Raw genomic sequence first — 17,917 nt, 5'->3', positions numbered from 1 at the left:
TTTTTATGATTTCTAAAAACCTTTAATAAATGGCCTTTGATTTTCTAGTTCCGGTATCGGATAAAGTTTTAGCCCATAATGAGTTACTACCTAGTCAGGCCATTGGTAAGAACACACATATACACACCGAAAAGGATGGTTTGCCTGTATTGGCAAATGCCACGGTTGCGATAATAGGGGTTAGAGAATCTAGAAATGCATATGAAAAGAAGCATGATAAGTTAGATGTTTCTGCTATACGACTACAATTTTACAAGCTTTTAATAGGAAACTGGAATGCCACTATCGTCGATTTAGGCGATATTGAAGAAGGTGCTACTGTAAATGACACGTATTTTGTGGTCAAAGAAGTAGTGGCTGGTTTGTTAGAAGAACATGTTATTCCGATTATTTTAGGGGCAACACAAGATATTACCTATCCAGCTTATCGAGCTTTTGACGGTATCAGAGATATGATAAATCTGGTAGCAATAGATAGTAGGTTCGATTTTGGAATAGAAGATGAGCTTATTTCATCACATTCTTATATGAGTAAAATCATAACAGATAAACCAAATAATCTATTTAATTTTTCAAATATTGGTTATCAAAGTTATTTTAATGCCCAAGAAGAAATAGATTTAATGGAGCGTTTATTTTTTGACGCTTACAGGCTTGGGGAAGTTGCGAACGATATTTCTTTGGCTGAACCTGTTTTAAGAAATGCACATATGGTAAGTTTAGACTTACGATCTGTTAAGGCAAGTGAAATTTCTTCTTCAGCAAATTTTTCTCCGAACGGATTTAATGGTAGAGAGATCTGTGCCATTTCTAGATATGCCGGTATTAGCGATAAAGTATCTGTATTCGGGTTGTACGAGATGGAGAACACCGTACAATCACAACAGTTGATAGCACAGATTATATGGTACTTTATAGAAGGTATCAATTTTAGAATTAAAGAATCTCCATATACCAAAACAGACGACTTTGTTAAGTATAATGTACCTAGCGAAGATGAAGAATTGGTATTCTACAAAAGTTTATTAACAGAAAGATGGTGGACAGAAGTCCCATCTATTTTCACTTCACATACTAAAGGCCATACACCTGCGTTATTACCTTGCACCGAGAAGGATTATTTAGATGCATGTAATCAACAAATTCCTGAAAGGTGGTTTAAGGCCTACAAGAAAGGCTTTAATTAACATTATTTTTTTAAAGCATAAAAGGACTTTAATACAATATTTTATATAAAACCTAGTTTTAGTTGTTAGAATAAATTATTGTATTCTGAGTTTAACCATAATCGAAATTTAACCTAAAGTATGAAGAAGCTATTGTTATCCTCTATAGCGTTTGTTTTTTTACTCACAAGTTGTGGGTCTAAGCAAAAAGGTGAGCTAACTGGAGTCCAGGGAAAAAAATGGTATCCGGAAAAACCATATGGAATGGAACTTATCCCAAGGGGTTCTTTCATAATGGGTAAGAGTGAAGAAGACCAAGGAAAGTTATTGAATGCACCGACTAAGACAGTTACGGTACGTTCCTTTTACATGGATGATACAGAAATCACGAATAGTGAGTATCGTCAGTTTGTAGAATGGGTAAAGGATTCTATAGTTAGAACCAAATTAGCCATATTAGCTGATGAGTTAGGTATCGGTCCAGAAGAAGGCGGTATTGGTGACTATGCTTTTAAAGATGCAGATACTACAAGAGCATCTGTATACGATAAGTATATGTTGGACAATTACTCAGGTATGGGTGAGACGGGATACGAAGGTAGAGCGTTAAGCAAAGATGAGGACCTAGTTTGGAACACATCAGATTACCCAGATGAGTATTATACCGAAATAATGGATTCTATCTATCTATCTGAAGAAGAGTCTTATAACGGTCAACGTACAATTGATGTTAAGACATTAAAGTATAAATATAGCTGGATGGATATTGAGGCAGCTGCTCGTGCTTCTGTAAAAGGAAACCAAAGCCGTAAAGACTTTATCCGTACAGAAGAAGTTGAGATATACCCAGATACAACGGTTTGGATCAGAGATTTCTCTTATTCTTATAATGAACCAATGCATAACGATTATTTCTGGCATGATGCATATAGCGAGTATCCAGTAGTTGGTATCAGCTGGCAACAAGCGAAAGCGTTCTGTAACTGGAGAACTAAATTTAAAAACGATGATAACAAGAGTCGTGGTAGACAGTTCGTTAATCAATTTAGATTACCAACAGAAGCGGAATGGGAATATGCTGCAAGAGGTGGTATCGAAGGAGGTACGTACCCATGGGGTGGACCATATGTAATCAGTGATACTGGTTGTTTTATGGCAAACTTTAAACCACAACGTGGAGATTATGCTGCAGATGCTGCTTTATATACAGTAGAGGCGAAATCTTACGAGCCTAATGACTTTAATATGTACAACATGGCCGGTAACGTTTCTGAGTGGACAAATTCAAGTTACGACCCTAGTGCATACGATTATGTATCAACAATGAACCCTAACGGAGGTGATCAATCTAATACCAGAAAAGTTATTAGAGGTGGTTCTTGGAAAGATGTAGCGTACTTCTTACAAGTAAGTACAAGAGATTACGAATACGCTGATTCAGCTCGTAGTTACATAGGTTTCAGAACAGTACAAGATTATATGGGTGAGGAAGATTCCACACAATAAATAATAACATTAACAGTTGTATAATAAATTCAAATTCATTTTTTAACCAAATCTTTTTTTTAAACCTTAAATTAAATTAAACATGGCACAGTCAAAATCCACAAAAAAATTATTTAACATGGCCTACGGGCTAGGAGCATCAGTTGTAATTATTGGTGCGTTATTCAAAATTCTTCACTGGGAGTTAGGACCATTAAATGGTGGTATTCTTTTAGCGATAGGTCTTATTACAGAAGCATTAATTTTTGCGATCAGTGCATTCGAACCAGTAGATGAAGATCTAGATTGGGCATTAGTATACCCAGAGTTAGCTGGTGGTGAAAGTAAAGCACCTAAGAAAGCACAAGCTGCAACTGAAGTAAAAGAAGCTGAAGCATCTTTATCTAAGAAATTAGATGATTTATTAAAAGAAGCTGGTGTAGACGCAAGCCTTATGGAAAGCTTAGGTTCAAGCATTAAAAACTTTGAAGGTGCTGCTAAAGGTATCGCTCCAACCGTTGATGCTATGGAATCTACTAAGAAATATTCTAGTGAAATGGTTCAGGCTGCCGCTCAAATGGAGTCTTTGAACAGTCTTTATAAAGTACAATTAGAGAGTGCCAGCAAACAAGCTTCAGTTAATGAAGAAGTTGTTCAAAATGCAAGTGCACTAAAAGATCAAATGGCATCTTTGTCTACAAACCTTTCTTCATTGAATGGTGTATATGGTGGTATGTTATCTGCAATGAGCAAAAACTAATTTGGATTTTTACCAACCCGAATCAATTATTAATAAAAATCTAAACTAAAAATCCATGGCAGGAGGAAAAAATTCACCACGTCAGAAGATGGTCAACTTAATGTATTTGATCTTCATCGCAATGCTGGCACTAAACATGAGTAAAGAGGTATTGGCCGCATTCGGTATAATGAATGAAAAGCTAGAGACTTCGAATCAAAAGACAACAGCAAGTAACGATGCGTTCTTGGAAAGTCTTGGAACTAAAGCATCTGAAGATGCTGCAAAGTACGATAAGTTATATAAGAATGCTCAAGAGATAAAATCTATGTCTCAAGAATATTATGATTACTTAGAAGGACTTAAAACAGGTATGATGGAAGGGATTGAAGATCCTAAAGATTATGCTCGTATGGATATGGCTGATTACTTAGATCAGAAATTATTCCAAGGTGAAAATTTATCAGAAGATGGTAAAAAATTCATGAGTAACTTAACCGGTTATAGAGATCAAGTTGCGGCAATAGTGCCTGCAGCCTTAAAGCAATCAGTTATCGATCGTTTCCAAACAGGAGATGAGAATGGTAAAGTTGAAAAAAGAGACGGTACTAAGCAAGATTGGATTAACTATCACTATGAAGGATATCCTTTAGTAGCATCTTTAGCAAAATTAACTCAGTTACAAGCTGATGTTAAAATAACTGAAGAAGCAGCTTTGAAATCAATGTTAGAAGGCGAGTTAACGAACCAAGTATCTTTAAAGAATTTTGCAACATCTCTTTCTGCTACTAAATCTGCCTATTATGCAGGTGAGAAGTATGATGGTAAGATAATTATTAGCAAAACTGATAATTCTTCTACTCCGGTTAGAGCTGAATTAACTTTAGACGGAAGAAAATTATCTGAAGGTTCTGATTATAAATTAGAAGCTGGTGGTGTTAAAATGTTAATTGGTTCTGGTTCCGCTGGTGATCATGAAGTAAAAGGTACTATCTACTTTAAGCAAGACGGTGAAGAAATACCTGTTGAGGTTAAAAATTCTTTCGCAACAATATCTAAGCCTAACGCTGCTTTAATTGCTGCCGATAAAATGAATGTTGTATATAGAGGTGTTGCTAACCCAATGTCTATCTCTATACCAGGTATACCAAATAATAAGGTAAGAGCTTCTGCTCCAGGTCTTAAGGCTGTAAGTGGCAGTAAATATGTAATGACTCCAGGAACTGGAAGAAACGTTACTATTACAGCTTCAGGTACTTTGCCAGATGGTCAAGCCGTATCTTCTAAGTCTGAGTTTAGAATTAAAGATATTCCAAGACCAGAAGGTAGTGTAAGTAAGCAAACAGGTAGTATTAAACTTCCAAAAAGGAATGTTGAGATCGCTACGATCGGTGCTGGCTTAGAAGACTTTGATTTTGATTTAAACCTTGCAGTAAGCGGCTTTAAATTCAAAGTACCAGGTCAACCAACTGTTTCTGTAAGAGGCAATAAGATGGATGGTAAAGCTAAATCAGCTTTACAACGCGCTAAAAGAGGAGATATCGTTCAAATATTTGATATCGAAGCTTATATCACAAACAATAAAAGTTACAAGTTGAAAAAAGTATCTCCAGTAGTTGTGGAGATTACAAACTAAATAAATAGAATGATACCGGGCAAGCCCATTGGTCTTGCCCGGTTAATTTTAAAGTGAAGCAAACATGAATTGGAAAAATGTTTTAGTAATGGGAGCGGTAACAATGTTACCTTTATCAATGATGGCCCAAGCAAATGTATTGAATGCGAAGAAACCAGATGAGGTTGGTATTCGTACAGAAGCTCAGAAAGCTGTAGATAACGATGCTCCATTAGAATATGGTTATGTAGATGATAGGGATATACTTTGGTCTAAAACTTTATGGGAAGCTATAGATTTAGATGAGAGAGTTAACTTCCCATTATATTATCCAACAGATACTATGGATATTGGACCAGATAGAAGGTCTTTATACCACGTTCTAATAAAAAATTTAAAGAGTGGAAAATTAGAAACTTATACAGATTCTTATTTCACTAAAAAAAGATCTTTTAACGATTTAAAAGATGCCTTGCAAATGGTTGATACGCTAGATTATGGGTATGAACAAATGAATGCAGGTGAAACTGTTTCAGAAGAGTATATTACTCGTAGAACTATTTCTGCAGCTGATATTGAAGAATATCACGTTAAAGGAATTTGGTATTTCGATAAGAGACAGGGAGAATTAAAATACCGTCTTTTAGGTATTGCTCCAGTTGCACCAGATGTAAACTTTATGGATGATGACAATCCAGACATGGTAGAGCTTTTTTGGGTATGGTATCCAGATGCTCGTGAAATGTTGCACGAAGCTAAAGTTTTCAACTCACAGAATTCAGCTCAGCCTATCTCATTTGATATGTTGTTAAATGCAAGAAGATTCGATGCCGTAATTTATAAAGAAGATAATATACAAGGTGATAGAAAAGTAGACGATTACATTTCTGATAATGCTTTGTTCCAATTATTGGAAGCAAAACGAATTAAAGAAACAATTAGAGATAAGGAACAAGACATGTGGGCTTACTAAGCTTATTGAAAATCCAATTCACATAATAAAGACCCGATCGAAAGATCGGGTCTTTTGTTTTTATATCATGTTTTGTGCAAATGTCATTACATTTGCGCCATGGTAGATTACATGGTAGTAGGACTAGGATTGGCGGGTACCGCATTTTGCGAAATATTACGCAAAAACAACAAGACTTTTGTGGTTTTTAATGACCATTCGCAAACATCGTCGCGTGTAGCAGGCGGTTTGTATAATCCTGTTATATTAAAGCGATTTACACTTTCTTGGCGCGCAGATGAGCAACTGCCCATTGCTGCTGAATTTTATACGCAGTTAGAGCAATTTTTGGATGTGAATTTTGACAAAAAACTTAATGTACTTCGAAAATTCGCTTCTATAGAAGAGCAGAATCTTTGGTTTGAAGCCGCTGATAAAGAAAAACTGAAACCATTTCTAGATATAAAATTAGTGAATAATGAAAATGACGGACTCAAAGCGCCATTTCAGTTTGGAAAAGTACTGGAAACGGGTAAGCTAGATACCAAGTTACTTTTCAATAGCTATGCGAACTGGCTAGAGAAAGAAAATAAGCTATATAATGATACATTTGATTATAGGCAACTTCAAATAGAACAAAGTGCGATAAGCTATCAAGATGTAAAGGCTAAAAATATAGTCTTTACAGAAGGTTATGGTATGATGAAGAATCCGTATTTCAATCATTTGCCAATGCAAGGATCAAAAGGGGAATACATTGTTATAAAAGCTAAAGAACTAAAAGAAACTCAAATTATTAAATCTTCTATATTTTTAATTCCGTTAGGCGATGATTTGTATAAAGTAGGTGCTACATATAATAGAAATCAAAAAGATAATTCAACGACTCTAGAAGCAAAAAATGAGCTTATCAATAAATTACAAAGTCTTTTAGACTGCTCTTACGAGATAGTTGGCCATGAAGCAGGTATGCGCCCTACGGTAAAAGATAGAAGACCATTGGTGGGTAAACATGCAAAGTACAACAACTTATGGCTATTGAATGGTTTTGGTTCTCATGGTATAACCATTGCACCTTGGGCGGCTAAATCGCTTTATGAGCATATAGAGATGCAAATTCCAATACTTGAAGAAATGAATATAGCCCGATTTGCTTCGAATTAAGAATTCTTGATGTTCGCTTTGGCTTTTGGGTCGTATTTTACGAACATATTGATCCAAATATTACGTGATAGTCTCATAATTATTGGCATGAATACGACTAGGGTAACGATAATGGCAATAAATGTTTCAATTAGGTTGGCGCCAAGAAAAAGATTAGCAATAACAAATGCGGCTACCGCAAAGGCAATTCCAACTCCATAACTCACATACATAGCCCCGTAAAAGAACGACGGTTCAATTTTATATTTTAGGTTACAATGGCTACATCTTTCGTGCATTTTAAAGATTTTGCCCATATGGTACGGGTTTTTGTCCAAATACATGCTTTCTTCATGACATCTAGGGCAACTTCCTGTTAAAATACTGTAGAGTTTGTTTCCTTTTTTTAACATTTGCAAAACTTTATACTAAGGTACGATTTTGAGGCATTTTTTAAGTCTTATAACCTTAGTGACAAAGATAAATTTAACTTAAAAGTTACTAGGGTAAAATAGTCCCTGCTTTCGAGTAAAAAAATAGAATAATTAGAATTTATGTTAAACGTTCACAACCTATCAGTCTCTTTTGGAGGAGAATATTTATTTGAAGAGATATCATTCCGTTTAAATGCGGGAAATAGAGCAGGGCTAGTAGGTAAAAACGGCGCGGGTAAATCAACCTTGTTAAAACTGCTTAACAAGGATATGGCTTTAGATACCGGTGTTATTGCAATAGAAAAAGATATCAAAATTGGTTTTCTAAGACAAGATATAGATTTTGTAGAAGGTCGGTCAGTTTTAGAAGAGGCATATCAAGCATTTGAAGAGATAAAATCTTTAGAGCTTAAATTAGATGAAATCAACAAACAATTAGCAGAACGAACGGATTATGAATCAGATTCGTACAGTCAATTAATTGTTGACCTCAGTGATATTACCCACCATTATGAAATTTTAGGAGGATATAATTACCAAGGCGAAACAGAAAAAATACTACAAGGTTTAGGTTTTAGAAGAGAAGATTTTGATAAAAAGACCGAAACCTTTTCAGGTGGTTGGCGTATGCGTATAGAGCTAGCCAAATTATTACTGCAAACAAATGATGTGTTGTTGCTCGATGAGCCGACCAATCACTTGGATATTGAATCTATTATTTGGTTCGAGCAGTTTTTAAATAATTATACAGGTGCGGTGGTAATCGTATCTCACGATAAAATGTTCTTAGATAATGTTACCAACAGAACTATTGAAATCTCATTAGGTCGTATTTACGATTACAATAAGCCATATACCGAATACCTGGTATTAAGAAATGAGATAAAGCAGCAGCAGGTTAACGCTCAAAAGAACCAAGAAAAAGAAATTCAGCAAGCAGAAAGATTAATTGAAAAGTTTAGGGCAAAATCGACCAAGGCTTCAATGGCGCAATCTTTAATTAAGAAATTAGATAAAATAGAGCGTATAGAGGTCGATGAAGATGACAATAGTGTAATGAGTCTTCGTTTTCCAATTTCCGTTACTCCCGGTAAGGTCGTTGTAGAGATAGAAGAACTCTCAAAAGCTTATGGTGATAATTTAGTGTTAAACGATATTAACCTGCTAATAGAGCGTGATAGTAAAACAGCCTTCGTTGGTCAGAACGGACAAGGTAAATCTACTTTGGCAAAAATTATTGTTGGTGAACTTAAACATGACGGACACCTAAAATTGGGTCATAATGTACAAATAGGATATTTTGCTCAAAACCAGGCGGAGTATCTCGATGGTAATAAGACCATTTTAGATACGATGATTGATGCCGCAAACGAAAAAAACAGAAGTAAGGTAAGAGATATTTTAGGTTCATTTTTATTTAGGGGCGATGAGGTAGATAAGTATGTGAAAGTACTTTCAGGTGGTGAGCGTAACCGTTTGGCTTTAGCTAAAATGTTACTGCAGCCTTTTAATGTACTGGTGATGGATGAGCCTACCAACCACTTAGATATTAAATCGAAAAATGTACTAAAGCAAGCATGTTTAAATTTTGAAGGTACTTTAATATTGGTTTCTCACGATAGAGATTTTTTACAAGGGCTAACCAATAAGGTGTATGAGTTTAAAGATCAAAAAATTAGAGAGTATTTAGGTGATGTAGATTTCTACTTAGAGCAGCGAAAAGTAGAAAATTTTAGAGCTATAGAGAAAAAGCAAACAGTAGTTGTTGAAAAGGCAAAACCAAAAGCATCAAATTCTTTTCAAGACCAGAAAAAGCTTAAAAGTTTAAAAAATCAATTGAGTTCGGTAGAAAGCAAAATAGGCAGCCTTGAAAAGGAGATTAAAGACATTGACCATAACTTGTTGGTAGATTATGATGCCACTATTGCTAAGCCTGATTTTTTCGAAGGATACCAAGCGAAAAAGAAAAAGTTGGAAACACTAATGCAGAACTGGGAAACGCTTACAATTGACATTGATGAGTTAGCTTAGTAGTTAAATTGTTGACATACAGATTTGGGGGTTTCACAACACTTTCAGCTACTTTCACAACAAATAGGGGTTAGTTAACGATAAAATTTTAGTATTCGACGTTATTAGTTCAAATTTGTAGGATAATTCTTAGTATATTGAATTTATCAAACCACCATCTTATGAAAAAATTATACTATTTAAGTTTCAGTGTGTTATTTCTAACATCTGCCTGTTTTGCAGAAGTCTCGAAAAAGGAGAAGAAAGCTTTGATTGATTTTTACGAAACTGCCAATGGTAGTCATTGGGTAAAGAAATGGGATTTAAATACTCCGGTTTCTCAATGGCACGGTGTCAAGGTCGAAAATGATAAGGTGGTAGAAGTTAATTTGTTCCATAATAACCTTATGGGATCAATTTCTTCGCAAATAGGAAATTTACAAAATCTTAAGGTATTGAATCTTGCATTCAATTCATTAACAGGTTCATTACCTGCAGAAATAGCAAACCTATCTAATTTGAAAGTTTTGAAATTAGAAATGAATAGGCTTAATGGCGAACTGCCAGAAGGTATTGGTAATCTAATACTATTAGAAGAGCTTTCAGCTTTCAACAATTTTTTCACAGGTAAAATTCCAGCTACGGTAGGTAACCTAACAGATCTAAAAGTATTGAATCTTTCAAGCAATGAGTTCTATGGTGACATACCAAGTTCATTAGGTTCATTATCTCAATTAGAAACATTAGGTTTATTTGAAAATAGATTAGAAGGTGCTATACCAAGAGATATGGGTAAACTAAGCAAGTTGAAAGAATTGGTTTTGGCAAATAATAGATTCATAGGTGATATTCCTAACGAGTTTGCTGATTTAGCAAGTTTAGAAGTATTTCAAATTCAGAATAATAATTTCAGTTCGTTCAAAGCTTTAGAGTTTTTAGAAACGAAAGAGTATTTAGTTTTTGATTATGATAAAGATGATAAGAAATTAGAATTTAAAGATATCAACTTCAGTAAAACCAGAATGGCAGATACTAAGTTCGAAGATATAGAAGAGTAAGAGTAGTTTACACTTTTAGTTAGTTTGGTGAAAGAAAGAGATGTTGTTCAACATCTCTTTCTTGTTGTTATGCATTATTGCTAGCTATATATCATAAATATATTTTTTGCACGTTATAATAAAAGTACTTTTTACACTAAAGCTGTATAATAGGAGTATTACCGTGTAAGAGGTTTAAGTAAAAGTCCCTTCAAATAAGTTAATTTTTTCAGTATGAAAAATGTTATAACCAATACCTTCTTAATTCTTGTGCTGACTTGTAGTTATATGATCCGAGCGCAAATACCTACTAGCGAAAAACAATACCTATTAGAATTCAATAAAAGTACCGTTGGTGATCAATGGCAAAATAAATGGGATGTAAAAGCTGATCCATCAACTTGGTATGGTGTGGAAATCGAAGATGGTCATGTAACTGCATTGAAACTTTATCGTAATAATCTTACAGGGGCTATTCCTGAAGGAATCTCGGTCCTCTCACATTTACAAACATTGAATCTTGCATTTAACGTAATCGAAGGGAATTTACCAGAAGATATGTTTCAGTTAGAAAAGTTGACAACTATGCGTTTAGAGATGAATAAGCTGAAGGGTAATTTACCTCAAGATTGTTCAAAAATGACACAACTAGAAGAATTGTCAATGTTCAATAATTTATTGCAAGGAACTATTCCGAGTGGAATAGGAGAATTGTCAAACCTAAAAACCTTAAACCTTTCAAGTAATTACTTAGAAGGAAGCTTACCTAAGTCAATTGAAAAATTGGGTAAGTTAGAAAGGCTAGAGCTTTTTGGTAATAAATTAGCAGGTACTATAGAAGTTGATCTTGGTCGTTTAGTTAATTTAAAAGAATTGATTCTATCTTATAACCAGTTCGAAGGTGATTTGCCAAACGGTATGGCAACCTTAAGTAATTTAGAGTTTGTACAATTGCAGGGTAACGACTTTAGATCTTTAAATTCGTTATTAAGAATGCAGAGTTCAAAACTTGCAGTTTTTGATAGTGACGATGAATTTTTAAATATGAAATTTGGTAGTACAGATGCCAGTAGAACGCGCATTGTAGATACCAAGTACGAAGATGTAAAACGAAACTAAAGAAGTTGAAATATAAATTAAAAAAGGGATGCTTTTGCATCCCTTTTTTAATTTCTGATAATCTTCGATAGCGACAGTTTTATGATTACTTTAACCATTAAGGCTTTTAATGACAGAGGGGTTTTTTCGTAGTTTCGCCGATGATTAATTGATTTCCAAAAGTATCGCGTTAAAGTCTTTTTAAAATTGCTGTTCAGTTTTAACAATACTTTGATTGTTGTTAAAAATGTGTCGCTGAATTTAAGACGTTAGTGTTGAAGTTTTAGGGAAATAAAGTTCCTAAAGAATAGTAGAAAATTAAGCTGAATTAGTATCAAAGTCGTTTCACGTTGAAATTTGGTCGGTTCATTTAATTAGTGTGATTCTAAAGGATATTAAAAAGTATTTTTGATTCTGTGTTTTTTTAAAATACGCTTATAAATTAAAATAAAATGCGAAAAATTATTTTTACCGTTTTAGGTATTTTACTAATTGTAGTGTCCTTTTTTTTAGCTGGAGCTATTATTGATAGTAAGAAAACATTCAAGCCCAAATCTGATAAAGTAGTTAAAACTGTTTTTACAGAGGTAGTAAAGAATGGAATGGTACCCATTGTAGTATCGGCAAATGGTAACCTAACAGCGAAACAACGGGTAGAGTTATATGCTGAGGTTCAAGGTGTATTTAAAAAGGGTAGCAAGCTGTTCAAAGAAGGGCAAGCTTTTCGTAAAGGCGAGACTATTATAAGCATCGATGCAAATGAATATGCTGCAAGCGTGCAATCTGCAAAGAGTAATCTTTTCAATCAATTAACGGCTGTTATGCCCGATTTACGATTAGACTATCCAGATATCTATTCGAAATGGCAAGATTACCTTTCTAATTTTGATATGTCAAAAACCACTCCGGCGCTTCCAGAAATGACTACGGAGAAAGAAAAGTTCTTTATTTCAGGTAGAGGTATTTTAACCAGTTTTTATAATGTTAAGAATTTAGAGCAACGATTATCTAAATATCGTATAGTAGCTCCATTTTCAGGGATTCTTACTGAGACCTTGGTTACCGAAGGTACTTTGGTAAGATCAGGTCAGAAATTAGGAGAATTCATTAATACCGAAGTTTACGAACTTGAAGTTGCTATTAGTAAACGCTATACTGATTTATTAAAAGTAGGCGAGTCGGTTGAACTTACCAATTTAGATGATAACAGCACCTATAAAGGTAAAGTTACAAGAATCAGTGGTAGTATTGATCAGCTGACCCAAACGGTAAACGCTTATATCGAAGTTGACGACGAGAACTTAAGAGAAGGTATGTATTTAGAAGCAGATTTAGATGCAAAAAAAGAAGAAGATGCTATTCAGGTAGATAGAGGGTTGTTGTTGGAAGGCAACAAGATATTTATAGTACGAGACTCTGTTCTTGATAAGATCGATGTAGAGCCTGTTTATTTCTCAGACAAGAGTGTTGTACTTAAAAACGTACCTGACGGAATTACAATAGTTTCTAAGCCTATAAGTGGTGCTTTTACAGGTATGGCGGTAAAAATGTACTCTGAACAACCAGAAAATAAGAAAGAATAATGCGTAAACTGATAGAATATTTTATTCGGTATCATGTTGCCGTTAATGTTATAGTTATTTCGTTTGCCTTATTTGGTATTGTAGGGGCAAAGGCTTTGAAGTCTTCTTACTTTCCATTGACGGATTCTAAGAACATTGCGATTACAATTACATACCCAGGTGCATCGCCACAAGAGGTAGAGGAAGGTATTGTACTTAAGATAGAAGATAACTTAAAAGGACTTGAAGGCGTTGATCGTGTAACCTCTACTTCTAGAGAGAACAGTGGTACCATTAATGTAGAGATTGAAAAAGGAGAGAATATCGACTTCATGCTTTTAGAAGTAAAAAATGCGGTAGATAGAGTACCTACCTTCCCAACCGGTATGGAGCCTTTAATCGTTTCTAAATTAGAAAGTGTTCGTCAAACCATATCTTTTGCTATTAGTGGAGAAGACATTCCGTTAGCAACACTGAAGAGTGTTGGTAGAGAAATCGAGAATGACCTTAGGGCCATGGAGGGTATCTCTCAAATAGAGATTTCTGGTTTCCCGAATGAAGAAATTGAGATAGCTGTTAATGAAAATGATCTTTTAGCTTACGGCTTGTCGTTTTCTGAAGTAGCTAGTTCGGTTGCCAATGCTAACATACTAGTAACAGGTGGTAATATTAAAACAGATGCCGAAGAATATTTAATACGTGCAAATAACCGTTCGTATTACGGTAGTGAACTAAATAACCTTGTTGTTCGTGCAGATCAATCTGGTAATGTAATTCGTTTAAAAGATGTAGCTATTGTTAGGGATCGTTTTGCTGAAACCCCAAATGCAACTTTTTTTAATGGTAACCTATCTGTTAGTACAACTATAACTAGTACTAATAACGAAGATTTAATTGCCGCTGCAGATCAGGTTAATGAATATGTAGTTGAGTTCAATCAGAAGTATAATAACATTAAGTTAGATGTAGTATCGGATCAATCTACAACGTTAAATCAAAGAACACAGTTACTGACAGAGAATGCCATTATGGGTATGGTGTTGGTATTAATATTCTTATCTCTTTTCTTGAATACAAGATTAGCGTTCTGGGTAGCCTTTGGTTTACCTGTTGCTTTCTTGGGGATGTTCGTTTTTGCGGGCTTCTTCGATGTTACCATTAATGTACTTTCATTGTTTGGTATGATCATCGTTATCGGTATTTTGGTAGATGATGGTATTGTAATTGCCGAGAATATTTATCAGCATTACGAAAAAGGGAAATCTCCTGTTCAGGCAGCCGTAGATGGTACTATGGAAGTACTGCCTCCTATTATTTCTGCTATTATTACAACGATTTTAGCGTTCTCTATTTTCTTGTTTTTAGATAGTAGAATTGGTGAGTTCTTTGGTGAGGTTTCTGTTATTGTTATTTTGACATTGGTAGTGTCGTTAGTAGAGGCATTGGTTATATTACCTGCTCACCTAGCTCATTCTAAAGCATTGCAGCCAATAGATGATAAACCAAAAAGCGGATTAGCGAATGCATTTGCCAAACTAAGGGTAATCAATGAATTTGGAGATAGGCTAATGGTATGGATGCGTGATAAATTATATACGCCAGTTCTACGTTTTTCTATGAATCATAAAATATTCATGTTCGCTGTATTTGCATCAGCCTTTATTTTAACATTAGGTTCTGTAGGTGGCGGTATTATAAGAACGGCTTTCTTTCCAAGAATTGCCAGTGATAGGGTTGGTATTGAATTAGAGATGCCAAATGGTACCAATGAAAAAATCACAGATTCCATTATCTCATTAATCGAAGAAAAAGCCTTAATCGTCAATAAAGAATTGACAGAAGAATATATGGTTGCATCAGATAAAGATGTTTTTGAGAATATAATCAGAAGATTAGGTCCGGGTTCTTCTTCGGCGGTATTGACTCTTAACTTGTTACCAGGTGAAGAAAGACCAAATGAGATTTCTGCAGATATGGTCACTAGAAGATTAGAAGAATTAGTTGGTCCGGTGGTAGGTGTAGAAAGTCTAATTTATGGTTCTGGCGGTAACTTTGGTGGGTCACCGGTTTCGGTATCCTTACTTGGTAATAATATCGAGCAGTTAAAAGCAGCTAAAGCTGAATTAAAGGGCATATTGACCAAAAATCCTAGATTAAAGGATATTGCAGATAATGACCCGGCGGGTATAAAAGAAATTAGATTAACCTTAAAAGAGAACGCCTATTTATTAGGTTTGGATCTACAGACATTAATGACTCAGGTTCGTGCAGGTTTCTTTGGGGTTCAGGCACAACGTTTTCAGCGTTCTCAAGATGAGATCAGGGTTTGGGTTCGTTACGATAAAGAAGAGCGATCGTCAATCTCTAATTTAGATGATATGCGTATTGTAACTCCGTCAGGTGATCGGGTACCATTGAGTGAAATTGCAGATTATACTATTGTACGTGGTGATGTTGCTATCAATCGTTTAGAAGGTAGACGAGAAATTCAAGTGTCTGCCGATATGAAAGATGTAAAGGATAGCCCTACAGAAATCATGACCGAAATTCAGAATGTGCACATGCCAGAGATACAATCTAAGTATCCAACGGTAAGTGCATCTTACGAAGGTCAGAATAGAGAGCTGGAGAAATTGACAGGCTCTTTAAAGTTGGTAGGTTTTACGGTAATATTGTTAATCTATATCACTATCGCATTTACCTTTAGAAGTTTTAGTCAGCCGTTAATGTTATTATTATTGGTGCCGTTTAGCTTTACAGCGGTAGCATGGGGACATTGGATACACGATTTTCCAATAAACGTACTTTCTATATTAGGTATTATTGCCTTGATCGGTATTATGGTAAACGATGGCCTTGTACTTATCGGTAAGTTCAATTCGAATTTACGTGAAGGTATGTCTTTCGATAATGCCATTTTTGAAGCAGGTAAATCGAGATTTAGAGCAATTTTCTTGACATCGATAACTACTATCGCAGGTTTGGCTCCTTTAATGTTAGAGACGAGTAGACAAGCGCAGTTCTTGAAGCCAATGGCGATTTCTATTGCCTATGGTATTGGTATTGCTACAGTGCTGACCTTATTGATGTTGCCATTGTTTTTATCGTTCAGCAACAATTTAAAAGCGCAGAATTTATCTTTCGCTTCGGGTCATAAGATTACGAAAGAAGAAGTAGAAAGAGCAATTAAAGAAAGAAAAGAAGCTTCACATTTAGAAAGTCATTCGCATGGGGCAATTGAAGGTAGCGAACATCTAGGGCAAATTGAAGGTGGTTCACATCCATATAAGAATATAGATAAGTTATAATGAGTAAAGTAAGATTCATCACATTATTAGTATTTTTTCCGCTTTGTGGAATTTTTGCACAAGAAAAGACACTTTTGAAGGAAGATGCTGTTATAAAGGCTTTGGAGAACAATTTCGGAATTGAGATAGCTAAAGGTCAAGTCGAGATTGCTGAAAATAACACGAGTATTTTAAACTCTGGCTATTTACCTACCTTGACAGGTACGGCGGCGGCAACCTATAATAACAATAATACCACAACCGAATTTCCAGGGCAATTTAATGATGATGGTACCGAAAGAGATGACATTTCTATTGATGGTGCAGAGAGTCAGCGATATAGTTCTGCTTTGAACCTTAACTATACGTTATTCGATGGAATGGGTAGATTTTACAATTATAAAAGACTAAAAGAGCAGTATCAATTAAGTACGTTACAGGCTCGCGAGACCATTGAAAATACAATGATACAGATGTTCACGGTTTATTTTGAAATCGCTCGATTGACCGAGAATAAAAATGTTCAAAAGCAAGCATTGGAAATTTCAAGAGATAGAATAACCAGGTCAGAATATTCTTTTGAATACGGTCAAAATACCAGGTTAGATATATTGAACGCTCAGGTAGATATGACCAATGATAGCATTAATTTATTGAATACCGAGCAGCAATTGGCAAATGCAAAGCGCGATTTAAATGTAGTTTTGAACCAAGATTTAGCTACCCAATATCAGGTAGATACCACTATTGTTTTCATACCTAAATTTCAGATTGTCGAGTTCATGGATGAGGCTATTAAGAATAACGTGGCGGTCTTACAGACAGAAACCAATTTAAATATCAATGCATATGATATTAAAGTGAACAAATCGGGCTATTTGCCAACGATTGGTCTTACCGGTTCTTATGGATGGAATAGAAACCAAAATGCCCCTTCTGCTTTCTTAACGGGGGCCGTATTTCCGGGCACTAATTCTAACGTAGGTAACTATTCTTTAGGTGCAAGTCTTACGTGGAATCTTTTTGATGGTGGTAGCACAACCGTAAGTGTAAAGAATGCGAAGATTACCTATGCTAATCAAGAATTATTGCGCAAGCAGGTAGAGCTAGAAGTAAATAGAGATATGCAAAATGCAATGGCATTGTATGAGAATCTTTTAAAAATATATCAAATTCAAGAGCAAAACGTATTTACGAACCAAAACAATTTTGAACGTTCAAAAGAACAATTTCAATTGGGCAGTATTACATCTATAGAATTTAGACAGGCACAGATCAATTTGTTAAACGCTCAGACCAATAAGAACTTGGCAAAGTACGATGCAAAATTAGCAGAGCTTCAACTATTGCAACTTACAGGTCAGTTATTGAATATAGAATTGTAAGAAG

General features: G+C 35.0%; 13 protein-coding genes. 12 read left to right on the top strand and 1 reads right to left on the bottom strand.

Annotated elements, in window-relative coordinates; translation table 11 throughout:
- Window positions 1-29 precede the first annotated feature (29 nt).
- From DFQ03_RS16885 to DFQ03_RS16860, 6 genes are all read left to right on the top strand, one after another.
- Window positions 30-1,187: a formimidoylglutamase gene (locus tag DFQ03_RS16885; protein ID WP_133674418.1), complete on the top strand. Its 1,158-nt coding sequence runs from the start codon at window positions 30-32 to the stop codon at window positions 1,185-1,187.
- Window positions 1,188-1,307: 120 nt separating this feature from the next.
- Window positions 1,308-2,672, top strand: a complete 1,365-nt coding sequence (porK, locus tag DFQ03_RS16880) for a T9SS ring complex lipoprotein PorK/GldK (RefSeq protein WP_036156765.1) — start codon at window positions 1,308-1,310, stop codon at window positions 2,670-2,672.
- An 82-nt stretch (window positions 2,673-2,754) separates the two neighbouring features.
- Entirely contained in the window at window positions 2,755-3,411 is a 657-nt protein-coding gene (gene porL, locus DFQ03_RS16875) for a type IX secretion system motor protein PorL/GldL (protein WP_133674417.1), read from the top strand.
- A gap of 55 nt (window positions 3,412-3,466) precedes the next feature.
- Window positions 3,467-5,026 (top strand): type IX secretion system motor protein PorM/GldM, encoded by a 1,560-nt coding sequence (gene porM, locus DFQ03_RS16870; protein WP_133674416.1) that lies wholly within the window; start codon window positions 3,467-3,469, stop codon window positions 5,024-5,026.
- 64 nt (window positions 5,027-5,090) lie between these two features.
- Entirely contained in the window at window positions 5,091-5,978 is an 888-nt protein-coding gene (gene porN / locus DFQ03_RS16865) for a type IX secretion system ring subunit PorN/GldN (RefSeq protein WP_133674415.1), read from the top strand.
- A gap of 99 nt (window positions 5,979-6,077) precedes the next feature.
- A complete protein-coding gene (locus tag DFQ03_RS16860; RefSeq protein WP_133674414.1) occupies window positions 6,078-7,121 on the top strand; it encodes an NAD(P)/FAD-dependent oxidoreductase in 1,044 nt (347 codons plus the stop codon).
- On the opposite strand, the gene DFQ03_RS16855 is transcribed toward DFQ03_RS16860, so the two are convergent.
- Window positions 7,118-7,513 carry a DUF983 domain-containing protein gene (locus tag DFQ03_RS16855; protein ID WP_133674413.1) on the bottom strand — a complete coding sequence of 132 codons (396 nt, stop codon included), beginning with the start codon at window positions 7,511-7,513 and terminating at the stop codon, window positions 7,118-7,120. The genes DFQ03_RS16860 and DFQ03_RS16855 overlap by 4 nt on opposite strands.
- Window positions 7,514-7,654: 141 nt before the next feature.
- Here DFQ03_RS16855 and DFQ03_RS16850 point away from each other — a divergent pair, with 141 nt between their 5' ends.
- The 6 genes from DFQ03_RS16850 to DFQ03_RS16825 all read left to right on the top strand — a co-directional run bounded on the left by DFQ03_RS16850 (window position 7,655) and on the right by DFQ03_RS16825 (window position 17,913).
- Window positions 7,655-9,565: an ABC-F family ATP-binding cassette domain-containing protein gene (locus DFQ03_RS16850; protein WP_133674412.1), complete on the top strand. Its 1,911-nt coding sequence runs from the start codon at window positions 7,655-7,657 to the stop codon at window positions 9,563-9,565.
- Between the two features lie 161 nt (window positions 9,566-9,726).
- A complete protein-coding gene (locus DFQ03_RS16845; protein ID WP_133674411.1) occupies window positions 9,727-10,602 on the top strand; it encodes a leucine-rich repeat domain-containing protein in 876 nt (291 codons plus the stop codon).
- Between the two features lie 213 nt (window positions 10,603-10,815).
- Window positions 10,816-11,700 carry a leucine-rich repeat domain-containing protein gene (locus tag DFQ03_RS16840; protein ID WP_133674410.1) on the top strand — a complete coding sequence of 295 codons (885 nt, stop codon included), beginning with the start codon at window positions 10,816-10,818 and terminating at the stop codon, window positions 11,698-11,700.
- Window positions 11,701-12,131: 431 nt separating this feature from the next.
- Entirely contained in the window at window positions 12,132-13,262 is a 1,131-nt protein-coding gene (locus tag DFQ03_RS16835) for an efflux RND transporter periplasmic adaptor subunit (RefSeq protein WP_133674409.1), read from the top strand.
- The gene (locus DFQ03_RS16830; protein WP_133674408.1) at window positions 13,262-16,549 is read left to right on the top strand and encodes an efflux RND transporter permease subunit; all 3,288 of its coding nucleotides are present in this window, start codon (window positions 13,262-13,264) and stop codon (window positions 16,547-16,549) included. The genes DFQ03_RS16835 and DFQ03_RS16830 overlap by 1 nt, the downstream gene beginning before the upstream one ends.
- Window positions 16,549-17,913 carry a TolC family protein gene (locus DFQ03_RS16825; RefSeq protein ID WP_133674407.1) on the top strand — a complete coding sequence of 455 codons (1,365 nt, stop codon included), beginning with the start codon at window positions 16,549-16,551 and terminating at the stop codon, window positions 17,911-17,913. The genes DFQ03_RS16830 and DFQ03_RS16825 overlap by 1 nt, the downstream gene beginning before the upstream one ends.
- The last annotated feature ends 4 nt before the right edge of the window (window positions 17,914-17,917 follow it).

This window comes from Maribacter caenipelagi, assembly GCF_004364175.1.
Lineage (GTDB): Bacteria > Bacteroidota > Bacteroidia > Flavobacteriales > Flavobacteriaceae > Maribacter > Maribacter caenipelagi.
This window is presented reverse-complemented; position numbering and strand designations above follow the sequence as displayed.

Coding starts and splice junctions, on each gene's coding strand:
- DFQ03_RS16885 (WP_133674418.1), top strand. CDS start 30: ATGGCCTTTGATTTTCTAGTTCCGGTATCGGATAAAGTTTTAGCCCAT.
- porK (WP_036156765.1), top strand. CDS start 1,308: ATGAAGAAGCTATTGTTATCCTCTATAGCGTTTGTTTTTTTACTCACA.
- porL (WP_133674417.1), top strand. CDS start 2,755: ATGGCACAGTCAAAATCCACAAAAAAATTATTTAACATGGCCTACGGG.
- porM (WP_133674416.1), top strand. CDS start 3,467: ATGGCAGGAGGAAAAAATTCACCACGTCAGAAGATGGTCAACTTAATG.
- porN (WP_133674415.1), top strand. CDS start 5,091: ATGAATTGGAAAAATGTTTTAGTAATGGGAGCGGTAACAATGTTACCT.
- DFQ03_RS16860 (WP_133674414.1), top strand. CDS start 6,078: ATGGTAGATTACATGGTAGTAGGACTAGGATTGGCGGGTACCGCATTT.
- DFQ03_RS16855 (WP_133674413.1), bottom strand. CDS start 7,513: ATGTTAAAAAAAGGAAACAAACTCTACAGTATTTTAACAGGAAGTTGC.
- DFQ03_RS16850 (WP_133674412.1), top strand. CDS start 7,655: ATGTTAAACGTTCACAACCTATCAGTCTCTTTTGGAGGAGAATATTTA.
- DFQ03_RS16845 (WP_133674411.1), top strand. CDS start 9,727: ATGAAAAAATTATACTATTTAAGTTTCAGTGTGTTATTTCTAACATCT.
- DFQ03_RS16840 (WP_133674410.1), top strand. CDS start 10,816: ATGAAAAATGTTATAACCAATACCTTCTTAATTCTTGTGCTGACTTGT.
- DFQ03_RS16835 (WP_133674409.1), top strand. CDS start 12,132: ATGCGAAAAATTATTTTTACCGTTTTAGGTATTTTACTAATTGTAGTG.
- DFQ03_RS16830 (WP_133674408.1), top strand. CDS start 13,262: ATGCGTAAACTGATAGAATATTTTATTCGGTATCATGTTGCCGTTAAT.
- DFQ03_RS16825 (WP_133674407.1), top strand. CDS start 16,549: ATGAGTAAAGTAAGATTCATCACATTATTAGTATTTTTTCCGCTTTGT.